The sequence below is a fragment of the Flavobacterium xizangense genome (assembly GCF_054075145.1).
Genome location: NZ_JBSIPG010000001.1, coordinates 761,482 through 785,183 on the forward strand (window position 1 = coordinate 761,482; position 23,702 = coordinate 785,183).

The following is a 23,702-nucleotide window of genomic DNA, read 5'->3' on the forward strand; positions in this document are numbered from 1 at the left end:
ATAGAAACGGCTTTTGATTTATCAAAAGCCGTTTTTTTATGTTTAAAAGAAACCAATTGTTTGAATCTAGCCCCGATGGAGGCGGTATCCTTGCTGGCCCGAGAGGGCAACAGCGAGATATAGCCGAGAGCGGGAAACCATGTTTGTTAAAATGCCTTTTGTGATGCTCCAGATTAGAATCCGAAATTAATTCCCAAACCAAAAACTTCTCTGGTTTGTAATCCTTGAAAAGCATTATCATCATAAATTGCCTGGAAGGAAAAATTGGCTGATAAAAATTTGTTGACTTTCATGATAATATTCAGCGAATAATTGATGTCGACATTTTGTGGATCTTCCAGATAGTTTGAATAAAGATTCAAGGTGTTTTCGGCCGTTACGTTGGTCATAATGGCCAGTTTGTAATAAACTGAAGCGTAAAAACCCAACTCATATCGCATACTTTTACCTTCATCAACACCAAAATAAGAACCATCAACATAAGGCAGACCTGTGAATCTATCGATTCCGCTTGTGTAAGCATTGTCTACAAAGGTGAATTTTGAAGTCAGTGGTGCAAAATTTATTTTAAGATTATCATCTTTTGTCCAATAAATTCCGGGACCAGTAGTAAGGTATCCAGGAGACATGAATTTGGTTTGTTCTGTCCTGATTTGTTTCCCGTTGACGTCCTGACCGTAAATGTAACCGGTTGAAAATTGTGTCCTAAAATTTAGGAAGTAGGAGTAATACCATTGTCCAAAAGCTTTTTTTCCGACAATGGAATTGAATTCTAAGCGGTCATCCGTTTTTTTTGTAAAGTCGTCATTTTTAGTTTGTAGAAGACCGTATGATGCTAAAACTTTATTATCCCAAGTTAGATCATCTTTTTTATAATTAAAATCGTAGTTGATTCCTAGTGTTCCTGAAAAGCTGTCTTCGCCTCCTGCAATCCAGTTATTGAAACTCGACTGATTTAATAAAAGTGAGACAGTTCCTTTTGTTTTCCAGCCTTCTCCTTCGATGGTGTCATTAATTTTTTTTACTGCTTTTTCAGTGTTCTGAATTAACTCTTTTTCTGAATTTTGGGCTTGTACAAATGTGAAGTTTACTAAAACGAAAAGTAATAAGGTTAGCTTTTTCATGGTTTTTAGTTTAGAAGTGTATAAACAAATATACTAAAAACCGATAAAAGCTTAAGTGTTAATTGATTGTAAAAGCAAGTTATTTCTTAGATTCTTTGTATAAAGGTACTGCAGAGCAAGCTTCCCCATACATAATGCTTCTTGCAAATGGCTGTAAGTAGGTTGTAGCTAAAATATACGCACGCATTGGAACGGGTTTTTTGGAACAGCCTTTTACAATTACGGGTTTATTTTTGTAAGCAGAATAATCTATGTTTTTTAAGATTTCTTCGTATAAACTTGAGTCTAAATCTTCAATGATTCCGTTAACTACTTTTTTGGCAAAAGGAGCCAAATGAACACTCACTAATATTAAAGCCCAAGCTGGAACAATAGCGTCTGTACTACAATGTACAGCGACATATTGATCTTGGTATTGTGACCAGTCGTGATTTTTAAGATGTTCTCTAAAGTCTTTTTCTTTCAATAAAAAACCTTCTAAAAGCCATTGCGAAATGTCAATCTGTACACGAGCCCCTTTTGGATAATAATCCTCAAGGTCAAATACTTCTAAAGCACTATTGGCAACTTTATTGATGATTTCTTCCATTTCTTTTTAGTTTTCAGTCACAGTTTTCAGTCCCAGTTGAACACTGGGACTGAGACTGTAAACTGTATACTTTTTTAAAGCATTCCTAATTCTAATTTTGCTTCTTCGCTCATTAAATCTTTGCTCCAAGGCGGATCGAAAGTAATTTCAACATCAACATCTTTGATGTATTCAATTGTTTTTACTTTCTCTTCTACTTCTCTTGGTAAGCTTTCTGCAACCGGGCAGTTTGGAGATGTAAGTGTCATTAAGATTTTTACTTCGTAATCAGTGTTTACCATTACGTCATAAATTAATCCTAATTCATAAATATCAACAGGAATCTCAGGGTCGTAAATACCTTTTAAAACTTTTACGATTGATTCTCCTAATTCATTTGTGTCTATTTCTTGTTCCATTTTTATTTTTTGTTTTTACCATTAAGATATTAAGAAGATTAAGTTTTGCAGTACGCTTAATTTTCTTCTAACTGCCAAGAAAATTAAGTTTAGTACTTATAGACCTTAATGCCAGAATGGTTTAAAATTTTTTAATTTTTGTTTTTTGCATCAAAAGCCAAAGCGTACATTTTGATGTTTTTTATCATCGAAACTAAACCGTTTGCACGAGTGGCTGATAAATGTTCTTTTAATCCGATTTCATCAATGAATTCAGTATCAGCATTTATAATATCTGATGCTTTTTGGTTAGAGAAAGCGCGAATTAAAATCGCAATAATTCCTTTGGTCAAAATTGCATCGCTGTCTGCGGTGAAAACAATTTTGTCATCGTTTTGCTCGCCTTGCAACCAAACTTTCGACTGACAACCTTTGATTAAATTTTCATCGGTTTTGTATTCTTCTTTTATCAGCGGAAGACTTTTTCCTAGTTCGATGATGTACTCATAACGCTGCATCCAGTCGTCGAACATTGAAAATTCGTCTATTATTTCGTTTTGAATTTCTTTTATTGTCATAATTATTCTTTAGCAAAATCAACCAGCAAATTTACCAGTTTTTCTATTTCCTTTGGAGGAAAACCATTGTCGAAACCTTTTGTTTCGTAGGTTTTTTGATTTTGAGTTATTTTTAAATTTCCAATCGCAGCTCCATCATAAAAACGTTTTTCGGTTGGAGCTTTCAAATTTGGAATATTATCTAAATTCACTTTTGAAAATTCAGTTACAATTTGTTTCCATTTTGTTTCGTCAATTTTCTTTTCTACAGGTTCTGAGTTTCTACCGTTTGTAACTGTAGCTGTTTTATTTTGAACAATAATCTTTTTGAAAAGTCCTCTCGAAACCGCAGAGTATTCAATTTGTGTTGTTGTCATATCTGCTTTTTTTTGACTGGAGCAGCTCGTACCGATAAAAATCGTTAAAAGCAATAAAGATATTATTCTCATAAAATAGATTTTAGCTTAGCATTGTTTGCGCTTTTTTAACTGCATCAACCATTTGATCAATTTCTTCTTTTGTATTGTAAAAAGAGAACGAAGCTCTAATAGTTCCCGGAATACAGAAGAAATTCATGATAGGTTGTGCACAATGATGTCCGGTTCTAACTGCAATTCCTAATTTGTCAATAATCGAACCAACATCATAAGGATGAATTCCGTCAATATTAAATGAAACTACGGATGCCTTATCTTTTCCTGTTCCGTAGATTCTCAAACCTTCAATTTCTAGTAAACGTTTTGTCGCGTATTCTAAAAGTTCGTGTTCGTATTCCTGGATATTTTCAAAACCAATAGTATTCAAATAATCAATTGCAGTTCCTAAAACAATTCCGCCCGCGATATTTGGAGTTCCAGCTTCAAATTTATGTGGAAGATCTGCGTAAGTTGTTTTCTCGAAAGTCACTTCTTTGATCATTTCACCACCGCCTTGATAAGGAGGAAGTTTGTTCAGCCATTCTTCTTTTCCGTATAAAATTCCAGTTCCGGTTGGACCGCACATTTTATGCCCTGAAAAAGCATAAAAATCACAATCTAATTCCTGAACATTTGGTTTTAAATGCGGAACTGCCTGCGCACCGTCAATTAAAACTGCAGAACCAACAGCGTGTGCTTTATCAATAATATACTTAATCGGATTTATGATTCCGAGTGCGTTTGAAATATGATTTACCGTAACGACTTTTGTTTTTTCTGAAAGAAGTTTATCGAATTCTTCCAAAATCAATTCGCCGTTTTCGTTCATCGGAATCACTTTTAAAATGGCGCCGGTTTTTTCGCATAACATTTGCCACGGTACAATATTACTATGATGTTCCAAAGAAGAAACCATTACTTCGTCGCCAGGTTTTAAAATAGAAGCAAAACCATTTGTAACCAAGTTGATTCCGTGCGTAGTTCCCGAAGTAAAAAGGACTTCGTGCGCATGTTTTGCATTGATATGATCTTTCACTTTGCCACGAGAAATCTCGTAAGCATCAGTCGCTAATTGGCTTAAAGTGTGAACGCCACGGTGAATATTGGCGTTTATTTCCTGATAATATTTTACTTCAGCATCAATCACGATTTGTGGTTTTTGCGAAGTAGCTCCGTTGTCGAAATATACTAAAGGTTTCCCGTTTACTTTTTGCGAAAGGATCGGAAAATCAGCTCTTATTTTTTGAATATCTAGCATGTCTTATTTAGAAAAAATCTATTTACAAAAGTACTAAAACTAAATTTGTTTATACAGGAATTCTATAATTTCCTTTTATGGCGCCATTACTACAAGGTGTAAATGCTGATTCTGTAAAAATCGATTCCCTTTTCTGCATTATCCGAATCATATTTGTGATTTGAGTTCTAAAATCGTGAACATAAATTATTTATATTGCATTAAAAATATCTAACGCATCATGAAAAAATTTCTAAAAGTACTGGCGCTTGTCCTTGTTCTTGCCTTTTTGTATTTCGGATTTACAACTTATCCTAAACTTGATTTGATTTCTGGTTTTTCAGCTAAAAGCGTCGCGTCGGGCCATTTTATGGATCATCGATCACTGGATTTAATTCAGAAAACAGATAATGATATTCATTTATTGGATCTCGCAACAAACACAATTGACGATGCCGGAAAATTTGCAACATCGGCGGTTTATGGTTTGAAAGAAAGAAAAGCGATTTATAGAGAAGGTTTAGGTGCTTTGTTGATTAATGATGATTATGATATTTCAAAACCGTATTTGCTTCCGAAAAGAACAAAATTGGTTAATAATCTTCCTTTTCCATATGGAAATAACGAACCGAAAGATACCGCTTTCGCGAATGTGGATTACGCGAAATTGAAAAAAGCAATTGATGATTCTTTTGATAAAGATGGCGGAAAAGCAAAACGTACACGTGCGGTTGTAGTTTTATATAAAGACAAATTAATCGGAGAAAAATACGATACAGGTTTTAATAAAGACAGCAAAATTCTGGGTTGGTCGATGACAAAAAGTATCACAAGTTCGGCATTTGGCGTTTTAGCAAAACAAGGAAAAATTGATATTTACAAACCAGCGCCTATCAAAGAATGGCAAAATGATGAGCGTAAAAATATTACGGTTAACGATTTGCTTCACATGAATTCCGGTTTAGAATGGGAAGAGAATTACAGCACAATCTGTGACGCCACGCAAATGCTTTTCCAATCTGAAGATATGGGAAAAGTGCAAATGGACAAACCAGCAAAATATAAACCAAACACACATTGGTATTATTCGTCCGGAACAACAAACTTATTATCAAGAATTTTAAGAGGCCAATTTAAAACACAACAAGAATATCTTGATTTTTGGTACAGCGCCGTAATCGACAAAATCGGAATGAACTCGATGATTGTGGAACAAGATATGTCTGGAACTTTCGTTGGTTCATCTTACGGATGGGCAACACCAAGAGACTGGTCAAAATTTGGGTTATTATATCTTCACAAAGGAAACTGGAATGGCGAGCAAATTCTAGATGAAAGCTGGGTAAAATACACAGCAACTCCAACGAATACTTCTGAAGGGAAATATGGAGCTCAATTTTGGCTAAATGCCGGAGGAAAATTTCCAGATGTTCCGCGTGATATGTTTTATTGCAGTGGATATCAAGGGCAAATGGTGGCGATTATTCCGTCTTTGGATATGGTTATTGTGAGAATGGGAGTGAAGGAAGAAGAACCTGGATTTGATTTTAATGGGTTTTTGAAGGGGATAATTGAGAGTGTGAAGAAATAATTTTGTAATATATTTCATTCTTTTTTATATCTTGCTAAGAAAATATCAATGGAATCGTTTGAAAATATATTTTTTATTGGGGGTATTCATGGAGTTGGAAAAGGAACTATTTGTAAAGAAATTGCTTCTAAAACTGAATTGATACATATAACTGCAAGTAAAGTTTTAAAATGGAGTGAGATCAGTTCTTCTGATAATAAGTTAGTCGAAAATATTTCTTCCACACAAGAAAAATTAATTTTCGGATTAAATAAATTAATTGATAAAAATAAAAAGTATTTACTTGATGGTCATTTTTGTTTGCTGAATTCATTAAATGTTCCTTGCAAAATTGACGAAGAAACTTTTGATATTCTTAACCCGAAAGTGATTTCTATTGTTCTAGATCATGTAGAAAAAATAACTAAAAGATTGGAAAATCGTGATAGTAAAAAATATGACATCAAAGTTTTGAACGAATTACAGAATATGGAAATTGAATATGCAAAATATCTTTCGAGAAAGTATTCTGTTCCGTATATCGAGATTATGGATAATAATTATGAACAGTTATTAAATATCACTAGGTAATGAAAGTTTTGCTAGACACAAATATTATTATTCATAGAGAAGCAAATAAAATATACAAACCAGAAATTGGTCAACTTTTCAAGTGGATAGATAATCTCAAATATTCAAAATACATCCATCCTTTGACTGTTGAAGAATTAAAAAGATATCAAGATTCAAATGCTCTCGATACTATGAGTATTAAAATTGAGAGTTACAATTTGCTTAAGCATCAAGCTCCGCTGGGTGAAGAAATTCTTAAAGTTAGTAGGAAGATTGATAATCAAGATAATGATATAAATGACACCCAAATCTTGAATGAAGTTTATGAAGGTAGAGTAAATATTCTAATTTCAGAGGATAAAAAAATACATACTAAAGCAAATTTATTAGGAATTTCAAATAAAGTTTATAAAATCCAAACTTTTTTAGAAAAAGTAATTTCAGAAAATCCGGAATTAGTTAATTATAAAGTTTTATCCGTTCAAAAAGTCGATTTTGCCAAAGTTAACATTAAGGACTCATTCTTTGATAGTTTTAGAGAAGATTATGAAGAGTTTGATATTTGGTTTAATGACAAATCGGAAGAATCATGTTATGTCTGTTATAGTGATGGAAACTTAACAGCATTTCTTTTTGTTAAAATCGAGAGTGAAAAAGAAAATTATTCAAACATTTCACCTTTTTTTCAACCAAAAAAGAGATTGAAAATAGGCACTTTAAAAGTTACTGGGAATGGTTATAAAATAGGGGAACGTTTTCTTAAAACTATTTTTGATAATGCAATTAAGTATAATGTCGAAGAAATTTATGTTACTCTCTTTACGAAAAGACCTGAGCAAGAACAGCTGATTGAAATGCTTGAAGAATGGGGATTTTTGTACCACGGAATAAAAACAACTAAAAATGGTGAAGAGAGAGTGTATATTCGATCTTTTGGTAAAAACTTACCAAAGAATATTCAAAATCCCAAATTAACTTTTCCCTTTTTTTCTTGGGAAACGGATAAATACATTATAAAAATTGAACCGCAATATCATACTGAACTTTTCCCAGATAGTATTAATACAAGAGAAGATAAATCTAAATACATCGAAAACGAACCACATCGAAATCGAATAAGTAAAGTCTATATATCACATTCGAAAGATCGAAATTTAAAATCTGGTGATATAGTTTTGATTTATAGAATTGGAGAAGAAGGAACTCAAAAAATTTATACAAGTACGATTACAACAATCTGTATCGTTGAGAATATTAAAAATGAATTTGAAAATTTTGATGAATTTTTTGAAACTTGCAATAGGAAGACAATGATTTCAAAAGAAGACTTAAGAAATAAATGGTGGGACAAATTCCCTAAATACCGACCTTTTGTAATCAATTTTTTATTTGCATATTCATTACCAACACCAAAGCCAACAATAAAAGATTTAATTGACTTAAAGATTTTTGAAGATAGTAAAAGTATACCTTTAGGTATTATAAAATTAACGAATGAACAGTTCAAAGATTTAATTAATTTTGCATATAAAATAAAAAAATAATTATGAAAGTAGTGCTATCAATAAAGCCCCAGTTTGCAAACAAAATATTTGATGGGACAAAAAAGTTTGAATTCAGAAAAGCTATTTTCAAAAATCAAAATGTAACATCAGTTTTGGTTTATGCTTCTTCACCTGTTCAAAAAGTGATTGGAGAATTCGAAATTGAAAAAATATTTAATCTTGATCTTAAAGAACTTTGGGATAAAACCAAAGAATACTCAGGTATAACAGAAGATTATTTTTATGAATATTTCGAAAACAGACAACAAGGTTTTGCCATTCAAATAAAAAATAAAAATAAATTCGAAGAGCCTAAATGTTTAAAGGCTGATTATAATTTAACACCACCTCAGTCATTTGCATATTGGTCAAATGAAAAAAGATAAAATAAAAAAACCGATAAACTTTAAAAGATTATCGGTTTTTTATTTTTATAAATAGAATTTTTCTACAAATCAAATCCTAAATTCACGCCTAATTTCATGGCAATGATTTTAGTAATTCTTTGTTTTAATTCTGGTATCTTAATGCTTTCGATAACGGCATTTGAGAATGCGTACATCAATAAAGCTTTTGCTTCTTTTTGCGGAATACCACGTGACTGCATGTAGAACATTGCTGTTTCATCCAATTGTCCAACTGTACAACCGTGAGAACATTTTACATCATCTGCAAAAATCTCTAATTGTGGTTTTGCGTTGATAGTAGCTTTGTCACTCAATAAAATGTTATTGCTTTTTTGGAAAGCATTTGTTTTTTGAGCTTCTTTTTCTACCAAAACTTTTCCGTTGAAAACTCCTGTTGAACGATCAGAAAAAATTCCTTTATAATCTTGGAAACTTTCGCAATTTGGCGTAGCGTGGTTTACCAAAGTATAATGATCAACGTGTTGTTTGTCATTTAAGATTGAAATTCCGTTTAACGTACTTGTCAATCTTTCACCAAAATGATAGAAATTCAAATTGTTACGAGTTAAATTTCCTCCAAAAGAGAAAGTGTGTACATAAGCATGACTTTCCTGTTGTTGTGAAACGTAAGTGTTGTCAATTAAATTGGCTTCACTATTATCGTTTTGAATTTTGTAATAATCAACAATCGCACGTTTTTGAGCAAAAATCTCAGTAACAGAATTTGTTAAAACCGGATTTTCATTCAAACTTTGGTGACGCTCAATAATTTGAACATGTGAATTTTCGCCCACAATAACCAAATTTCTTGGCTGCACCATTAAAGCCGATTCGTTTCCAGTTGAGAAATACATAATCTCAATTGGTTTATCAGCTACTTTTTTCTTCGGAATATTGATAAATGCACCTTCAATTGCAAAAGCAGTATTTAATGAAGTCAAGCTATCATCTTTACTTGCAATTTGGTTGAAATACGTATCAATAACCATTTTATATTTTGGTTTGGTCAATGCCGATGACATCAAGCAAACATCGATTCCGTCATGCGTTGTAGAAGATAAATGCGAACTGAAAACGCCATCGATAAATACTAATTTGTAAGTATCGATTTCGTGTAAAAAGTATTTTTTTACCTGATTAAATTCGATTGCATTTTCTTGCTTTGGAAAAACCGTAAAGTCATTTTTTAAGATGGCATTTAGCGATGTATATTTCCAAGCTTCTTCTTTTTTGGTTGGGAAACCTTTATTTTCGAAGTTTTTTAAAGCATTTGTGCGTATATCATGTAAATCTGAATGTACATCGACACGCTCTTCAAAAGCCATAAAAGACGATACTAATTTTTCTTTTAAATCCATTTCTTTAGTTGTAAGTTATGAGTTATGAGTTATGAGTTTTTGCAAACTGTAAACTGTAACTGTAAACTAGTTTTCTGCCTTGATCCAGTCGTATCCTTTTTCTTCTAATTCGTAAGCCAATTCTTTACCGCCAGATTTTACGATTCTTCCGTTGTAAAGAACGTGAACGAAATCAGGAACGATATAATCTAACAAACGTTGGTAGTGTGTGATAACAATAATTGCGTTTTTGTCGCTTTTTAATTTGTTTACACCATTTGCTACAATTCTTAAAGCATCGATATCAAGACCAGAATCGGTTTCGTCAAGGATCGCTAATTTTGGCTCTAACATTGCCATTTGGAAAATCTCGTTTCTTTTTTTCTCTCCTCCAGAAAAACCTTCATTCAAAGAACGAGATAAAAATTTACGGTCAATTTCTAACAATTCCGATTTCTCACGAATTACTTTCAACATTTCGTTTGCCGGCATTTCTTCCTGTCCGTTTGCTTTACGAGTTTCGTTGATTGCCGTTTTCATAAAGTTAGTAACGCTAACTCCAGGAATTTCTACCGGATATTGAAACGAAAGGAAAACACCTTTATGTGCTCTTTCTTCAGGAGCTAAATCAGCAAGATCTTCTCCGTCAAGGATAACTTCTCCGTCTGTAACTTCATAGTTTTCGTTTCCTGCAATAACAGCAGAAAGTGTACTTTTTCCAGAACCGTTTGGTCCCATGATAGCGTGAACTTCTCCAGCTTTAACTTCTATATTAATTCCTTTCAGGATTTCTTTATCACCAATCGCGGCGTGAAGGTTTTTTATTGATAACATTGTTTTTTATTTTATATAAATGTCAATTCTATTTTTGTTTGTTGGTTTAGGATGTTGGCATTAAAATGCGCGTGACCTAAATATTCCATGCCTAAATAATCGGCTGATTTTTGAAACGGGATATAAAAACTATCTTCAATTTCATTATCGTGTGAATTCGTAATCACTCCAATTTTCTTTCCTCTTAGTTTTCTTCCGGTTTCTTTTTCAATTCGGATTAAATCTGAAATCCTGTCGAAAAAGACCTTCATAATTCCGCTCATATTATACCAATAAACCGGCGTTGCAAAAAGTAAAGTGTCGTATTCTTCCAGTATTCTTCTTATTAAAGGAAGAAAATCATCGTCTATATTTTTGCTTTCGTAATCGTAATACGAAATATTGTAATCACTTAGATTCACTATATCGATGTGATGTTCCTTAGAAATTTCATCCACAATTTTCGTTGTGTTTCCGTTTTTTCTTGAAGAACCTAAAATGATGACTTTTTTATTTTCCATCTTCAAATTATCCTACAGAACCTTCTAAAGAGATCTCTAATAATTTTTGAGCTTCAACCGCAAATTCCATTGGCAATTTGTTCAAAACATCTTTACTGAAACCGTTTACAATTAAGGCAATCGCTTTTTCAGTCGGAATACCTCTTTGGTTGCAATAAAAAACCTGATCTTCTCCAATTTTACTTGTCGTTGCTTCGTGCTCTATTTTAGCCGATGGATTTTTACTTTCGATATAAGGGAAAGTATGTGCACCGCAATTGTTGCCCATTAATAATGAGTCGCATTGCGAAAAGTTTCTTGCATTTTCTGCTCTTGGAGAAATCTGCACTAAACCACGGTAACTATTTTGTGATTTTCCCGCCGAAATACCTTTAGAAATAATAGTCGATTTAGTATTTTTACCTAAATGGATCATTTTAGTTCCAGTATCTGCTTGTTGGTAATTGTTGGTAACCGCGATAGAATAAAATTCTCCTACCGAATTATCTCCTTTAAGTACGCAAGAAGGATATTTCCAGGTTACAGCAGAACCTGTTTCAACTTGTGTCCAAGAAATTTTAGCGTTTGTTTCGCATAAACATCTTTTTGTCACGAAGTTGTAAACTCCACCTTTTCCTTCTTTGTTTCCAGGGAACCAGTTTTGAACAGTAGAATATTTAATTTCAGCATCGTCAAGAGCGATTAATTCAACCACAGCAGCGTGCAATTGGTTTTCGTCACGGCTTGGAGCTGTACATCCTTCAAGGTAAGAAACGTAGCTTCCTTCATCCGCAATAACTAGAGTTCTTTCGAATTGTCCTGTTCCTGCTTGATTAATTCTAAAGTAAGTTGAAAGTTCCATTGGGCATTTTACACCTTTTGGAATATAACAGAAACTTCCATCAGAGAAAACCGCTGAGTTTAATGCTGCGTAGAAGTTGTCTTTTTGAGGTACAACAGTTCCTAAATATTTTTTTACTAATTCTGGATGTTCTTTGATAGCTTCAGAAATTGGACAGAAAATAATTCCTTTTTCGGCCAAAGTTTTCTTGAACGTTGTGGCAACAGAAACAGAATCGACAACAATATCCATAGCGACATTGTTCATCATTTTTTGTTCGTCAACAGAAATTCCTAATTTTTTGTACATCTCTAACAATTCCGGATCAACATCGTCCAAAGTTTTGTTTGGATCTACTTGTTTTGGAGCTGAATAATAAGAAATTGCTTGAAAATCTGGTTTTTCGTAACGAACATTTGCCCATTCTGGCTCGATCATTTCTTTCCAGGCACGAAAGGCGTCGATGCGCCATTCGGTCATCCATTCAGGTTCTTCTTTTTTAAGAGAAATAGCTCTCACGATGTCTTCGTTTAAGCCAATAGGAAACGTCTCAGATTCTATATTGGTATAAAATCCGTATTCGTATTCTTTAGTTTCGAGTTCGATTTTTAAATCGTCTTCTGTGTATTTGCTCATTATTTTGTTATTGTCTAAGTAGTTTTAAAGTCCAAAGTTTGAAGTCAATTTAGTCTTTATGACTTTTACGACTTTCAGCTTTTGACTAAAGAGAAAATGATTCTCCGCATCCGCAAGTTCTGCTGGCATTTGGGTTGTTAAAAACAAATCCTTTTCCGTTTAATCCGCCTGAAAATTCAAGAATTGTTCCAGCTAAATACAAAAATGATTTTTTTTCAACTGCAATTTGTATATCATTGTCTACGAATATCTTGTCGTCATCGCCTTTTGTTTTGTCAAATTTCAAATCGTATGACAATCCAGAGCATCCGCCACTTTTCACTCCCACACGTACGTAGTCATGTGCGGCGTCAAAACCATCATCGGTCATCAAATCGATGATTTTCTTTTTGGCTGTATCAGAAACTTTTATCATTGTGTTTATGGTTTTTAATTTTCTTTTATTGTTAGAAATGTTTAAAAAAGTAATCAAATTATTACAATTTAAACAGCTGTCTATCAATGTTCAAATGAAATTGTCTGCAAAGATACGACTTAAAAACCTTTTTCCATAACGGTTCACATTATTATAACAAATGTTAAAATAGATAGAAGTTATTTTGCGTTCAAAAATTGCTTACTAAATGCCTAAATCCTTAACTAAATAAAAAGAAACTTACAAAATTTGTCTTGTTGGTTACTAAATTATTAACTGTTCTTGTATATTGTTAAAATACCGTATTTTTACCTGTCCGTAGTTTTAAATTTTTGGTACTTTTGCATAAAATTATGATTAATCATGAAAAAAAATTACAAAGATAGCTGGATTAAGGCCCTTTTTGCAATAGTTTTTATTTTTGGGATAGGTGCGACGTATTTAATTTTTAGCAACGAACCAAATGATATCATAGAGAAGCCTTCTGCCACTAGATTAGAGATTACGGGAGCAAGCTCAGAAACACTCGATCAGGAAAATATATTGGATTCTTTGAATAATTTGAAACTGGCTTATGATGTTGCCATTTTTGAAAAAACGGCACTTTCTGAAGAATTGGAGCTCCAAAAAAAGAATATTGAGAATTTGATGGAAATCATAAAAGCTTCTAAAAACCCTTCAGTTGAACAGATTAAAATTTACCGTAAACAACTATCCGATCTAAAAGTTTCATTGGATCTAAAAGTTGCGGAAATTAAAAAACTGAAATCTCAAAATAAAAATCTGCTTACTGAAATTGAAAGTCAGAATGTAGTAATGTACAAGCAAAAAGCAGAAAATGATACGCTGATTTTAAAACAAAAAAAGTTGGAATCTACCTTGAAAGACGCTTCAAGACTTTCGTTGGGTAATTTTAAAGTGACTGCTATCAACGAAAAAAGTTCGGGAAAAGAACAGGAAACTACAAAAGCTAAAAACACTGATAAGCTTAAAATTAGTTTTTCTGTTAACGGAAATTCGGTTGCAAAAACAGGAAAAAGAGTTTATTATATTCAGGTTTTAGATCAAAAAAATACCGTTTTAGGCGAAAATAAATTAATCGAATTTGGAAATGATAAAGCCTTGGTTTATAGTTTTTTAGTTAGTGTTGATTACCAAGGAAAAACGGCCAATGTTTATGGTGTTTTGAATAATGATTTAGCCAAGTTTAAAAAAGGAACTTATTTTGTCAATTTCTTCGACAAACAAGAAATAATGGGTAGTTCTTCGATTACTTTAGAATAGTTCTTCAAAAAGTTTTACAACGAATTTTTAGTTTAAAGCAGCAGGATTTGCTAGCTTTGTTTGCTTACTAGAAATTATTTTTATGAAACTTTATCCAATCGAATCTGGAAATTTTAAGTTAGACGGAGGTGCCATGTTTGGCGTCGTTCCTAAAACAATCTGGAACAAAACCAATCCTGCTGATGCTAATAATCTGATTGATATTGCAGCGCGTTGTTTGCTTATTGAAGATGGAAATCGTCTGATTTTGATTGATACCGGAATGGGCGACAAGCAATCAGAGAAGTTTTTTGGATATTACTCGCTTTGGGGCTCGCATTCCATAGATAAATCACTTGCAAAATACGGTTTTCACAGAGATGATATTACCGATGTTTTTATGACGCATTTGCATTTTGACCATTGTGGAGGAAGTGTTCAATGGAATTCTGATAAAACTGGATATGAACCTGCTTTTAAAAATGCAAAATTTTGGACGAATGAAAATCATTGGGAGTGGGCAACAAAACCAAATGCTCGTGAAAAAGCCTCTTTTTTGGCAGAAAATATTTTACCGATGCAGGAAAGCGGACAATTGAATTTTGTTGAAAGACCGGAAAGTGATTTTGGTTTTTCGAAAGAATTGGGTTTTGATATTTATTACGTTGACGGGCATACCGAAAAACAAATGATTCCGCATATAAAATATGAAGATAAAACAATCGTTTTTTGTGCCGATTTATTGGCGACAGCCGGACATATTCCGCTTCCTTATGTAATGGGATATGACACAAGGCCATTGCTTACGATGCCTGAAAAAGCCAAATTGTTGAATTCAGCTGCAGATCAAAATTATTTTCTATTCTTAGAACACGATGCTCATAACCAAATTATAACAGTTGAACAAACTGAAAAAGGCGTTCGTCTGAAAGAAGTATTTACTTGCGAAGATATTCTTTAGACTTTTTATAAAAAATAAAAACTCCTGCTTTTTTTGAGAGAAAGAGCAGGAGTTTTTTCTGCTTTTTAATTAAGAAAATTCTGTAGTCAAACAACTATAAAGTAGGTAATTTTGGGTTAAATTATACTTCAATCTTTTGCAAATAAATTTTCTAATATTCTGATAAACTAATATTTAACCTGTGTGAAATTTAACGCAAACTTCTTGAGTTGATAGTCTTATAAAGTTGTTTTTTAGGAAAATTTTAGATAGGTTTGTTCCTCAAAATTTATTAATAATTAACCTATGAAAAAATTTATTGTTTTTGTTTTATTAATGTCTGTTTTCAGCTCCAAAGCTCAGAAAGTAGATCTTGACCGTTTTTATTTTGGTGTGAATTATCAAATTCTTCCTAAAGAATATGTTCCATTCGAAAAAAGAACGTTCTCATCAAGAGTAAAATTAGGTTCAGCTTTATATAGTTATGTAAATCCAGAAACCGCAAATGAAAAAGTTTATATAACAGGATGGAAAAAAGTTGAATCGAACGGTACTGTTGATATCGAACTTAACTTAGAAGATTTTGTTGAAAGAAGTGCTTCAACTCAAACAAGAATTGAAGAAGAAAGAAGAGATAAAGATGGCAAAGTTACATCACCTCGAAAAGTATATTATTATGTAGTTGCAACCTATGCTACAAGAGGTTATGCTAAAGTAAAAGGTCCAGTTACTGCGGCGCCAGTTTCAGATAAACAAATCGAAGCCGAAAAAGCAAAACAAGCTGCTGCGTCAACCAACAGATTTTTGAAAAATGCAGTTGTGAAAAAAGATTCTACTGCATCAAACGAAGGCTTTAATGTTAGTTTTAATGGTGAATTAAAATACACTTCAAAAGAATCGTTAGATCCTTCATTGCCTTTGAAGGAGTTTAACATGAACAGAACAGCTATCAAAGATCAGACATTAAGAGATTTTGCTAATAATTCGTTATCTACTTTCGGTAATAATATTGATAGAGTTTACGGTTTTAAACCTAAAAGCGATAACGAAATTCTATGGATTTTGGATGCGAAAAGCGACGAAGGAAAAACTCAGATCGAGGCAATTCAGGCAGTGAAAGCGTTATTCGCCACTATGAAAGCCGATGAGCCAATTGATGATTTAAAAGCTAACATGCAGCCTCTTATCGAATATTTTGACTCATTGAAAACAAAATATACTGAAGACAACAAGCCTTCGCGCAAAATGAGATATTCAGCTTATTATAATTTGGCCGTTATTTATCTTATGTTAGATCAGCCAGAAAAAACTATTGCTGAATCTGAGAAATTGATTGCTAATGATTACGATAAAAGTGACGGAAAAGCGCTTATAGAAAGAGCAAATAATTTAATTGCAAGCTTTAAGGCGTCAAAATTGAATACTACACATAACCCAGCCCTTAAATAAAAATCCATGAAAAAAATTACAAAAATTGTTTTATTTGTTGTACTCGCAGGAATCACTCAGACAGTAAGCGCACAATCTACAGGTTGGTTTGGTAAAGCAGTGTTATCAAACTCACTTAATTTGCGTGGTCCTGTGCCACCAACAAATCTGGAATACGGAAAATACAAATCATACGAGATGATTCTAGACCTTGCGCCTGGATTGGAAAACAGTATGAACAATAGAAAAATTCCTTATTCTGCAGAAAAATATTATGAAGCTTTTTCAATTTCTGGTTTGAAAAAACAGAAAGAAGGCGATTTTAAAGTAAAGTACAATCTGACTCGTTTTGAACTTGTAAACGACGAAGATTATGTACAAAACACCTATCAAAAAGCTCCGGCATATTACATTGGTTTAGAGTCTAATTTAGAAATTACAGACAAAACAGGAAAAGTAATTTACAAAAGATATACTACTCCTAAAGTTTGCATGTATGTTATAAATCCGTCTGAGACTTATGATAATTTAACATACAAAATATTGACTGACAATTTCTACAGTATGATTGAAGAATTTGAAGGGTTTTATTTATATGGACCAAAAATTACAAAACTGAGATATTCTGATATTGAGAAAAAGAAAAAATCAAAATCAACATTTAATATCGATGAATACAATCAGTCGCTTCAGGTTATGCCAACGTTAGTTGATGTAGATAGAGAAAATTGGGCAGATTTATTTGGTGAAGCACAAAAATTCTGGAAAGAACTTGTAAATTTTCAAGATAAAAGTGATGAAGATTTAGCAAAACAAATCAGATTTAGCGCAAACTATAATTTAGCAGCAACTTACATCCTTTTAGGAAATGTAGAAGAAGCTTCAAAGTACTTGCCTGGAATAAAAGAAAATGAAAAAAGCTTCTTAGGTATGAGAACTGATTTCCCTTACATGACCAGCGTAGTTGAAGATATTGAAAAATACAAAAAATTGACTGAAAAAGCATTTACTATTGAGGCAATACCTCAAGAACCAGTTTTGCCTTCATACAAAAAAGCGGCAACAGCGTTTAGATATGCAGAATTCCCTGGGGAAGTTTTAGATACAGATTCTAAAGTTTGGAAGGGTAAAGTTAGAGTTATCAGCGATTATCCTGAGTTGGTAGATTTAAGAACAGAGCAAACAGTATCTGGTTTGAGATCGATGATGGACGGAATTGGTTCTGAAAAAAGTAGTGTTTATATCTATGTTGAAGGACAGAAAAAACCGGAGAGAACGAACTTGAAAAAAGTAGTTAATATCAAAGATGAAGAAGGAAGAATGTACATTGTAGGTAAAACAGGAAGAGGAGTTTCGGCAATTTCATTTGGAGACAAGCCAGAAACAAGTTCAAAAAGATATTCAATGTTTGAAGAAGTAAAAAAAGGCGGAAAAGTTTCTTTATATCATGAGTTTTTCCCGCAAGACGCTTTTACTTTGAAAAAATCAATCGAGGATGAGTTCTTTTGTCCTCCAATTTTCTTAGGAAGAAGAAAAGCATTAAAAGAATATTTTTCTGATTGTCCAAAAATGATTGAGAACATTGAGAAAGGTGCTTACGATTTTGAAAACAAAGAGACTTATATCAAAATGTTTGACGATTACACGAAATTATGTGGTAACTCATAATTTACTTTTTAAATTACAATTTGAAGAAAGGGCTGTCAATTTTTGACAGCCCTTTTTTGTTTCGAAGTTTTTAATCTAATTTCCATCCAAAAGTCGTCTGGAAAACATAATCATCTTTTGATGCTCCGGGTTTTGGTTTATTGTCGTAGTTATAAACAAACGAAAGCTTGATGAAAAAATCCAAAGGCAGATCATATTTTGTATCTAAAGAAAAATCGGTACGAACCCTTTTGCTTTCGGTAATACTCGGAAAAACAGTAGCTTTTGTCTGAATGCTGAAATCGCCAATATCGTACAGATTAAAATCGGTTCCAATGAAAAGCTCCAAACTTTTATTGGGTTCGCTTGTATCTTTAAATTTTTCGTGGTTAAAAGATAATCCTGGGGCAACTCCCCAATATTTTTTATTGCTGTGTATAAGAAATTTTCCATATCCTGCTTTTGATATAACACGTAAATCGATGTCCTGTTCGGTATTAGATAAAGTAGTAATCGATAATGGAATGAAATAATCTTTTGGGAGCAAATGAACATAGCTCAATTCGGAATCAATTCTTCGAATTGGGTCGCTGTCATCTTGAATGGATTGCAGATGTTTGTACATTGCCGTGCCGTACCATCTTTTGGCCGTGTAGCCTAAGTTTACGTTTGCCGTTAATTGCTGTAAGTTTTGCGCTTTAGTTAATTTTATTCCCACATCAAAACTGGCGTCAAGTCTGTCCCAAAAGCTTTCATCAACAGGTTTTATATATACAATATCAGCGAGGTCGATTATGGATTTGATCTGTGTTTCGACATTTGTAATTTCGCATTTATAAGGAGCTTTGGTTTTTGTAATTTTTCCATTTAAGAGAACTCCATTGGTCAAATTGATAATATGAATTCTTTCAGAGCCAATGCTTTTTACATGTTTCCATTCCAGTTTAAAATCATCTTTGCTGTAATCGGTTTCAATTTGAACAACGCCTTTGTTCATTATTTTTATTTCGCCAACAAGAATGTCATTGTTTTTCAATACTAATGTATCAGAGGTCTGCGCACTGGCTTTGAAGAAAAATAAAAGAAAAAATAAAAGTATGATTTTCCTCATATCGGTTTTTATTTCTTTGGTTGTCAGCTTATAAGACTAAAGTTAGAAATAAAAATGCAATGTGATGCGCTATTATAAAAAAATCCCATTTTCAACTGAATGAAAATGGGATTTTTTAAGTTAATTAAATTGTAATAAAAAAATGTTAATTGGCTTTAAATTTCCAAACCTGACCAACAGTTTCGCCTCCTTTATTGTCTTTTACAACAACTTTCCAGAAATATTGTTTACCAGATTCAATTGTGGTATCAAATGTCTTTTCTGGTTTGTTCTCAGCAATTTTTGCTGTTGGTGGATTTGCTGTTCCAAAGTAAACATCATAAGTTAAAGCATCTGCAGTATCAACGTCAGAAGCATTCCATTTTAGAGAAACAGTTCCTGCATTTAAAGCAGAATTTAAAACCGGAGCAACCAATTCTGGAGCAAATGGAAGATGATTTACAACCGCATCTCCAGCAGTATAAAATTTAAAAATTGACGAATAAGCACTTGTTAGGCCTTTGCTGTCTATTGCTTTTATTCTCCAGTAAAAAGCAGTGTTTTTGCCTAATGCAATTGAGGCGGTATTATCTGCTCCATCAAATGTTTTAACGATTTGTGTAAAAGCATTGTCTTTTGCAACTTGAATTTGATAGGTTATGGCATCTTTATTCTCATCCGTAGATTTGTTCCATGAAAACGAAACCGTATTGTCTAAACATAATTTATTGTCAACCGGAGAAGTTAATACTGGTACACTTGGCGCTACATTTACTGCAGGTGTTTCAGGATCATCTGAACCTCCTCCGCAAGAAATAAATAAAGCACTGATTATTGATAGATATATAAAATTCTTCATTTTTATTTTTTTATAATTTTAACGTATTCCGGAGTTTCAAGATAAATTTTTGCAGCATAAATTCCAGATGGAAGATTGGAAAGATTTAGATATGCGCTTCCGTTTTCTGTATTATAAGTTTCCCTAGAAACTACTTGTCCTCCAAAGTTGAAAATTTCGATTACAGTTTCTGATTTGCTGTTTGGGATTTCAATTTCAACATCACCAGAAGTTGGGTTTGGATATGCAGAAAGCATTGTTCCTAATTCTGAAGAAGAAACTTTTTTGGCAAAAATACCTTCACATGCTTTTGAAGTAGCAACTTCGACTAATCCAGCTTGATTTAATTCTAAACTAAAATTAGAATCAGTTGTTTGAAATTGAGCTTCACCATTAACAAATACAGTAAACGGAGCTGTTCCTTCAGTAATTTCAACTTCTACTTTTTTAGAAGCGATAGTTGATTTTCCTGCTATAGTTGCCGCTTTTGGAATTACAATATTAAAAGTCTGCTCATAAGTTTCTCCTGTAACGGCAATAATTACAGTATAAGTTCCAGGAGCAAGGTTTGTGATTTGTAAACTGTTATTTACAAATGTTTTTGAAGTTCCGTTTACGGTTGCTGTATACGGTAATTGAGCAGTTGCAGTAACAGTGATTTGTCCATTGTTTTCTCCAGCACAAGTTTCTCCTTTAGATTCGATAGCGAAATTTTTTGGACCTAAGCTAAATTCACATTCTGTATTATAATTTGCAAATTGATCCTTAAAATTAGACCAGTTTGCATTAGAATAGGCAACATCATCAACTAATATACAAGTCAAATTAGGATTGCCTCCAAATAAACTGGAACTCTGATTTGTCATTTTTGTGTTTCCACCGTTTTTTAAATTTAACTTCATCAAATTGTTACCGGTACAAAGAACCTGAAGCAAATTAGGATTGTTAGACAAATCTAATGTAGTAAGCTTATTATAAGGACAATAAATACGCTCTAATGCAGTGTTTTTAGAAACATCTAAAGAGGTTAGTTCATTAGACCAAACATTTAGATATTTCAAATTTGTTTTTTGAGATACGTCAATAGTTTTGATTTGATTATAAGAACAGTCTAATGTCGTCAAAGCCGGGTATTTAGAAAGATCTAAACTAGTTAGTTTGTTTGTGTTGCAATACAAACTTTCTAAAAGTGTATTTGCAGAGAAATCCACTTTAGTTAATCCATTTCCATTTACCGAAATATGTTTTAATTTTATGTTTTTAGAAACATCAAGATTAACTATTTTTTCATTCGAGGCCAAGCTCAGTCTTTCTAATTCTAGATTTTTAGAAAGATCTATAGTTGTCAGCAAACCTTGTTGTGATGAATAGGAGCCTTCTTTGTTTGATCCTTCAGCATATAATTCTGTAAGAGCTAGATTTTTTGATACATCTAATGTCGTTAATCTATTAAGAGAGCAAGTAAGGCTTTTTAATTCTAGATTTTTTGATACATCTAATGTCGTTAAATTATTGTAATAAACATTTAAGTCTGTTAAAGCTAAATTTTTAGAAACATCTAAACTGGCAAGTTTGTTAGAATTACAATTTAATTTTTTCAATTTTAAATTTTTGGAAACATCAATGCTAGTTAAGACACCATTTCCGTTATTCGGTAATGTCAATTCTTCAAGAGCAGCAAAATCCTGAAGTCCGGTTAAATCCTCAATTTTTAAATTAGTATAGTAGTCGCTTAGATTCAAAATTGTAATTGAAGCGATTCTTTTAGTTAATACTTTTCCATCTTCAACAGCGTCAATTCCTTTTTTGATTAAAGTTCTTTCAAAGTTTATATCAGGAATAAGCGTGTAAGCAGGAGCTTCACATTCGGTAGTAGAAAAATCAGCAGATGATTCTTTACTTGTTGCCCAATTAGTATTTGAGTAAGTAACATCGTCAACAATTATGCAAGTCAAGGACGGATTAGAAGTAAGAATTAAATCACTTGCTTTTATAAGTGTATTTTTTCCGTTTTTTAGATTTACCTGAGATAAAGTTAAATTATTACTGATGTTTAATTTTGTTAAAGCTGGATTTTTAGAAACATCTAAATTATTTATACTATTGTATTGAGTTTCTAATATGATTAATGCTTTATTATTAGATACATCTAAACTTGTTATTTTGTTTGAAAAAGGTCTTAAAATAGTAAGTTTTGTGTTTTTAGAAACATCAAGACTTGTAATTTGGTTTTGATAACATTCAAATGCTAGTAATTCCGGGTTGTTTGAAGTATCAATAGTTTGAAGATTATTAGTTACACAAGTCAAGCTTTGAAGACTTATGTTTTTTGAAATATCCAATGTAGCTATTTGATTATTATTACATTGTAAATTAGTCAACTTAATGTTTTTTGTAATATCTAAGTTTGTTAGTTTATTTGAATAACAATATAATTCTGCTAAGAGCAAATTGTTTGTAACATCAAGCGAAGTCAGTGAATTCCATCCACAATTTAATTTTGTTAAAGCTGTGTTTTTAGAAATGTCAAGAGCAGTTAATTGATTTGTAGAGAAGCTTAAAGAGGCTAATGCTGTATTTTGAGAAACATCTATTGTTTTTATAGCATTATTGCCAAAACTAAGCGAAGTCAAAGCTTTGTTATTGGTTACGTTTAGTGACGTTAATTTACAATTAGTAAGCTCTAATGAGTTTAAATTTACATTCTTAGAAACATCTATAGAGGTTAATTGTAGATTTGTACCGCAATCTAAGATTTTTAAAGCAGTATTTTTCGATATATCTATGCTTTTCAGTTGATTTCCATAAACATATAATGAAGTCAAAGCAGTAAAATCCTGAATACCTGTTAAATCAGTGATTAAGCTGTTTCCAACATTTAAAAAAGTCAAAGCAGCTACTTTTGAGGTCAATACTTTACCATCAGTAGCACCCGAATCAATTCCTAAAGCAATAAGTTTCTTTTCAAAATTTACATCCGGAATTAATGTGTATTGTACTGGAATCTCAGTGATATCTACCATAGAAATATTATCCACCAATATTTCAGCATTCTGATTTCCATTTGTCCAGACATCAACTTCAATATTTTCAGAAACAGTTGGAGTATAATCGAATTCAATTTTTCTCCATTCTGTAGTAGAAAAAGTGACATCTGATTTTTTGATTAGTACTTCTTTGAAAGTACCAGGTTTATGTTGTAAACTGAAATCAATAGAAGACAAAGTTCCTTTTACCAGTTTATGGTAAAAAGTTACTTTATAGGTTTTGCCGGCCACTACCGGAAAGAATTCACTATTAATGAAGTTTAATGTTCCATTGGAAATTGTCATGCTGGTGCTCGACGCACCATTTTGTGCAATTGAACTTTGAGAAGCTAATCCGTTTAAATAACGATACCAATTATCTGGCTGCGATGATGAAGTCCAGATTTCAAAGTTTCCGTTTGGAACTAAGTTGGTTTGGGCATAAATTGAAAAATTTGCTAAAAACAGCAACAAGAGTAGTTTTGTTTTCATAGAGTAAATTTAATTTTGGTCGCGCAAGAATACCTCTTTTAA

At 32.4% G+C, this 23,702-nt stretch carries 22 protein-coding genes; 8 read left to right on the forward strand and 14 right to left on the reverse strand.

Annotation, left to right across the window (positions count from 1 at the left end; all coding sequences use genetic code 11):
• Positions 1-173: 173 nt before the first annotated feature.
• The 6 genes from ACWA1B_RS03225 to ACWA1B_RS03250 form a co-directional block, all read right to left on the reverse strand.
• On the reverse strand, positions 174-1,124 hold the full coding sequence (locus ACWA1B_RS03225; RefSeq protein ID WP_456904439.1) for a DUF3078 domain-containing protein: 951 nt from the start codon (positions 1,122-1,124) through the stop codon (positions 174-176).
• Positions 1,125-1,203: 79 nt separating this feature from the next.
• Positions 1,204-1,713 (reverse strand): DUF2480 family protein, encoded by a 510-nt coding sequence (locus ACWA1B_RS03230; RefSeq protein WP_456904440.1) that lies wholly within the window; start codon positions 1,711-1,713, stop codon positions 1,204-1,206.
• A 74-nt stretch (positions 1,714-1,787) separates the two neighbouring features.
• Positions 1,788-2,111 (reverse strand): iron-sulfur cluster assembly protein, encoded by a 324-nt coding sequence (locus tag ACWA1B_RS03235; protein WP_073483842.1) that lies wholly within the window; start codon positions 2,109-2,111, stop codon positions 1,788-1,790.
• Positions 2,112-2,242: 131 nt separating this feature from the next.
• Positions 2,243-2,668 (reverse strand): SufE family protein, encoded by a 426-nt coding sequence (locus ACWA1B_RS03240; RefSeq protein ID WP_134148336.1) that lies wholly within the window; start codon positions 2,666-2,668, stop codon positions 2,243-2,245.
• Between the two features lie 2 nt (positions 2,669-2,670).
• Complete coding sequence (locus ACWA1B_RS03245) at positions 2,671-3,024, reverse strand: protein kinase family protein (protein ID WP_456904441.1); 354 nt, start codon at positions 3,022-3,024, stop codon at positions 2,671-2,673.
• 82 nt (positions 3,025-3,106) lie between these two features.
• On the reverse strand, positions 3,107-4,321 hold the full coding sequence (locus tag ACWA1B_RS03250) for an aminotransferase class V-fold PLP-dependent enzyme (RefSeq protein WP_456904442.1): 1,215 nt from the start codon (positions 4,319-4,321) through the stop codon (positions 3,107-3,109).
• 220 nt (positions 4,322-4,541) lie between these two features.
• Here ACWA1B_RS03250 and ACWA1B_RS03255 point away from each other — a divergent pair, with 220 nt between their 5' ends.
• From ACWA1B_RS03255 to ACWA1B_RS03270, 4 genes are read left to right on the forward strand one after another with little or no spacing between them, the layout of a single operon-like run.
• On the forward strand, positions 4,542-5,891 hold the full coding sequence (locus ACWA1B_RS03255; protein ID WP_456904443.1) for a serine hydrolase domain-containing protein: 1,350 nt from the start codon (positions 4,542-4,544) through the stop codon (positions 5,889-5,891).
• A gap of 48 nt (positions 5,892-5,939) precedes the next feature.
• Complete coding sequence (locus ACWA1B_RS03260; protein WP_456904444.1) at positions 5,940-6,461, forward strand: ATP-binding protein; 522 nt, start codon at positions 5,940-5,942, stop codon at positions 6,459-6,461.
• Positions 6,461-7,987, forward strand: coding sequence for a PIN domain-containing protein (locus ACWA1B_RS03265; RefSeq protein WP_456904445.1), 1,527 nt, complete (start codon positions 6,461-6,463; stop codon positions 7,985-7,987). The genes ACWA1B_RS03260 and ACWA1B_RS03265 overlap by 1 nt, the downstream gene beginning before the upstream one ends.
• Before the next feature lie 2 nt (positions 7,988-7,989).
• On the forward strand, positions 7,990-8,373 hold the full coding sequence (locus ACWA1B_RS03270; RefSeq protein WP_073483828.1) for an ASCH domain-containing protein: 384 nt from the start codon (positions 7,990-7,992) through the stop codon (positions 8,371-8,373).
• 62 nt (positions 8,374-8,435) lie between these two features.
• Here ACWA1B_RS03270 and sufD read toward each other — a convergent pair whose 3' ends face one another.
• From sufD to ACWA1B_RS03295, 5 genes are all read right to left on the reverse strand, one after another.
• The gene (gene sufD / locus ACWA1B_RS03275) at positions 8,436-9,752 is read right to left on the reverse strand and encodes a Fe-S cluster assembly protein SufD (RefSeq protein WP_115887934.1); all 1,317 of its coding nucleotides are present in this window, start codon (positions 9,750-9,752) and stop codon (positions 8,436-8,438) included.
• A gap of 66 nt (positions 9,753-9,818) precedes the next feature.
• Entirely contained in the window at positions 9,819-10,565 is a 747-nt protein-coding gene (sufC, locus tag ACWA1B_RS03280; RefSeq protein WP_008466070.1) for a Fe-S cluster assembly ATPase SufC, read from the reverse strand.
• 11 nt (positions 10,566-10,576) lie between these two features.
• The gene (locus ACWA1B_RS03285; protein ID WP_456904446.1) at positions 10,577-11,065 is read right to left on the reverse strand and encodes a flavodoxin family protein; all 489 of its coding nucleotides are present in this window, start codon (positions 11,063-11,065) and stop codon (positions 10,577-10,579) included.
• A 7-nt stretch (positions 11,066-11,072) separates the two neighbouring features.
• Positions 11,073-12,521 carry a Fe-S cluster assembly protein SufB gene (gene sufB, locus ACWA1B_RS03290; RefSeq protein WP_456904447.1) on the reverse strand — a complete coding sequence of 483 codons (1,449 nt, stop codon included), beginning with the start codon at positions 12,519-12,521 and terminating at the stop codon, positions 11,073-11,075.
• Between the two features lie 85 nt (positions 12,522-12,606).
• Positions 12,607-12,936 (reverse strand): HesB/IscA family protein, encoded by a 330-nt coding sequence (locus ACWA1B_RS03295; RefSeq protein ID WP_026727150.1) that lies wholly within the window; start codon positions 12,934-12,936, stop codon positions 12,607-12,609.
• Positions 12,937-13,299: 363 nt separating this feature from the next.
• Here ACWA1B_RS03295 and ACWA1B_RS03300 point away from each other — a divergent pair, with 363 nt between their 5' ends.
• The 4 genes from ACWA1B_RS03300 to ACWA1B_RS03315 all read left to right on the forward strand — a co-directional run bounded on the left by ACWA1B_RS03300 (position 13,300) and on the right by ACWA1B_RS03315 (position 18,235).
• Positions 13,300-14,220 carry a hypothetical protein gene (locus tag ACWA1B_RS03300; RefSeq protein ID WP_456904448.1) on the forward strand — a complete coding sequence of 307 codons (921 nt, stop codon included), beginning with the start codon at positions 13,300-13,302 and terminating at the stop codon, positions 14,218-14,220.
• Between the two features lie 82 nt (positions 14,221-14,302).
• Positions 14,303-15,160: an MBL fold metallo-hydrolase gene (locus tag ACWA1B_RS03305; RefSeq protein ID WP_456904449.1), complete on the forward strand. Its 858-nt coding sequence runs from the start codon at positions 14,303-14,305 to the stop codon at positions 15,158-15,160.
• 285 nt (positions 15,161-15,445) lie between these two features.
• Entirely contained in the window at positions 15,446-16,588 is a 1,143-nt protein-coding gene (locus ACWA1B_RS03310) for a hypothetical protein (RefSeq protein ID WP_456904450.1), read from the forward strand.
• Between the two features lie 6 nt (positions 16,589-16,594).
• Entirely contained in the window at positions 16,595-18,235 is a 1,641-nt protein-coding gene (locus ACWA1B_RS03315) for a hypothetical protein (protein ID WP_456904451.1), read from the forward strand.
• Positions 18,236-18,305: 70 nt separating this feature from the next.
• On the opposite strand, the gene ACWA1B_RS03320 is transcribed toward ACWA1B_RS03315, so the two are convergent.
• The 3 genes from ACWA1B_RS03320 to ACWA1B_RS03330 all read right to left on the reverse strand — a co-directional run bounded on the left by ACWA1B_RS03320 (position 18,306) and on the right by ACWA1B_RS03330 (position 23,660).
• The gene (locus tag ACWA1B_RS03320; RefSeq protein ID WP_456904452.1) at positions 18,306-19,325 is read right to left on the reverse strand and encodes a DUF481 domain-containing protein; all 1,020 of its coding nucleotides are present in this window, start codon (positions 19,323-19,325) and stop codon (positions 18,306-18,308) included.
• A gap of 145 nt (positions 19,326-19,470) precedes the next feature.
• Positions 19,471-20,163, reverse strand: coding sequence for a fibronectin type III domain-containing protein (locus ACWA1B_RS03325; protein WP_456904453.1), 693 nt, complete (start codon positions 20,161-20,163; stop codon positions 19,471-19,473).
• 2 nt (positions 20,164-20,165) lie between these two features.
• Positions 20,166-23,660, reverse strand: coding sequence for a leucine-rich repeat domain-containing protein (locus ACWA1B_RS03330; RefSeq protein ID WP_456904454.1), 3,495 nt, complete (start codon positions 23,658-23,660; stop codon positions 20,166-20,168).
• Between the last annotated feature and the right edge of the window lie 42 nt (positions 23,661-23,702).

Coding starts and splice junctions, on each gene's coding strand:
- sufD (WP_115887934.1), bottom strand. CDS start 9,752: ATGGATTTAAAAGAAAAATTAGTATCGTCTTTTATGGCTTTTGAAGAG.
- ACWA1B_RS03305 (WP_456904449.1), top strand. CDS start 14,303: ATGAAACTTTATCCAATCGAATCTGGAAATTTTAAGTTAGACGGAGGT.
- ACWA1B_RS03300 (WP_456904448.1), top strand. CDS start 13,300: ATGAAAAAAAATTACAAAGATAGCTGGATTAAGGCCCTTTTTGCAATA.
- ACWA1B_RS03285 (WP_456904446.1), bottom strand. CDS start 11,065: ATGGAAAATAAAAAAGTCATCATTTTAGGTTCTTCAAGAAAAAACGGA.
- ACWA1B_RS03260 (WP_456904444.1), top strand. CDS start 5,940: ATGGAATCGTTTGAAAATATATTTTTTATTGGGGGTATTCATGGAGTT.
- ACWA1B_RS03310 (WP_456904450.1), top strand. CDS start 15,446: ATGAAAAAATTTATTGTTTTTGTTTTATTAATGTCTGTTTTCAGCTCC.
- ACWA1B_RS03315 (WP_456904451.1), top strand. CDS start 16,595: ATGAAAAAAATTACAAAAATTGTTTTATTTGTTGTACTCGCAGGAATC.
- ACWA1B_RS03245 (WP_456904441.1), bottom strand. CDS start 3,024: ATGACAACAACACAAATTGAATACTCTGCGGTTTCGAGAGGACTTTTC.
- ACWA1B_RS03255 (WP_456904443.1), top strand. CDS start 4,542: ATGAAAAAATTTCTAAAAGTACTGGCGCTTGTCCTTGTTCTTGCCTTT.
- ACWA1B_RS03295 (WP_026727150.1), bottom strand. CDS start 12,936: ATGATAAAAGTTTCTGATACAGCCAAAAAGAAAATCATCGATTTGATG.
- ACWA1B_RS03325 (WP_456904453.1), bottom strand. CDS start 20,163: ATGAAGAATTTTATATATCTATCAATAATCAGTGCTTTATTTATTTCT.
- ACWA1B_RS03270 (WP_073483828.1), top strand. CDS start 7,990: ATGAAAGTAGTGCTATCAATAAAGCCCCAGTTTGCAAACAAAATATTT.
- ACWA1B_RS03330 (WP_456904454.1), bottom strand. CDS start 23,660: ATGAAAACAAAACTACTCTTGTTGCTGTTTTTAGCAAATTTTTCAATT.
- ACWA1B_RS03320 (WP_456904452.1), bottom strand. CDS start 19,325: ATGAGGAAAATCATACTTTTATTTTTTCTTTTATTTTTCTTCAAAGCC.
- sufC (WP_008466070.1), bottom strand. CDS start 10,565: ATGTTATCAATAAAAAACCTTCACGCCGCGATTGGTGATAAAGAAATC.
- ACWA1B_RS03240 (WP_134148336.1), bottom strand. CDS start 2,668: ATGACAATAAAAGAAATTCAAAACGAAATAATAGACGAATTTTCAATG.
- ACWA1B_RS03265 (WP_456904445.1), top strand. CDS start 6,461: ATGAAAGTTTTGCTAGACACAAATATTATTATTCATAGAGAAGCAAAT.
- ACWA1B_RS03225 (WP_456904439.1), bottom strand. CDS start 1,124: ATGAAAAAGCTAACCTTATTACTTTTCGTTTTAGTAAACTTCACATTT.
- ACWA1B_RS03230 (WP_456904440.1), bottom strand. CDS start 1,713: ATGGAAGAAATCATCAATAAAGTTGCCAATAGTGCTTTAGAAGTATTT.
- ACWA1B_RS03235 (WP_073483842.1), bottom strand. CDS start 2,111: ATGGAACAAGAAATAGACACAAATGAATTAGGAGAATCAATCGTAAAA.
- sufB (WP_456904447.1), bottom strand. CDS start 12,521: ATGAGCAAATACACAGAAGACGATTTAAAAATCGAACTCGAAACTAAA.
- ACWA1B_RS03250 (WP_456904442.1), bottom strand. CDS start 4,321: ATGCTAGATATTCAAAAAATAAGAGCTGATTTTCCGATCCTTTCGCAA.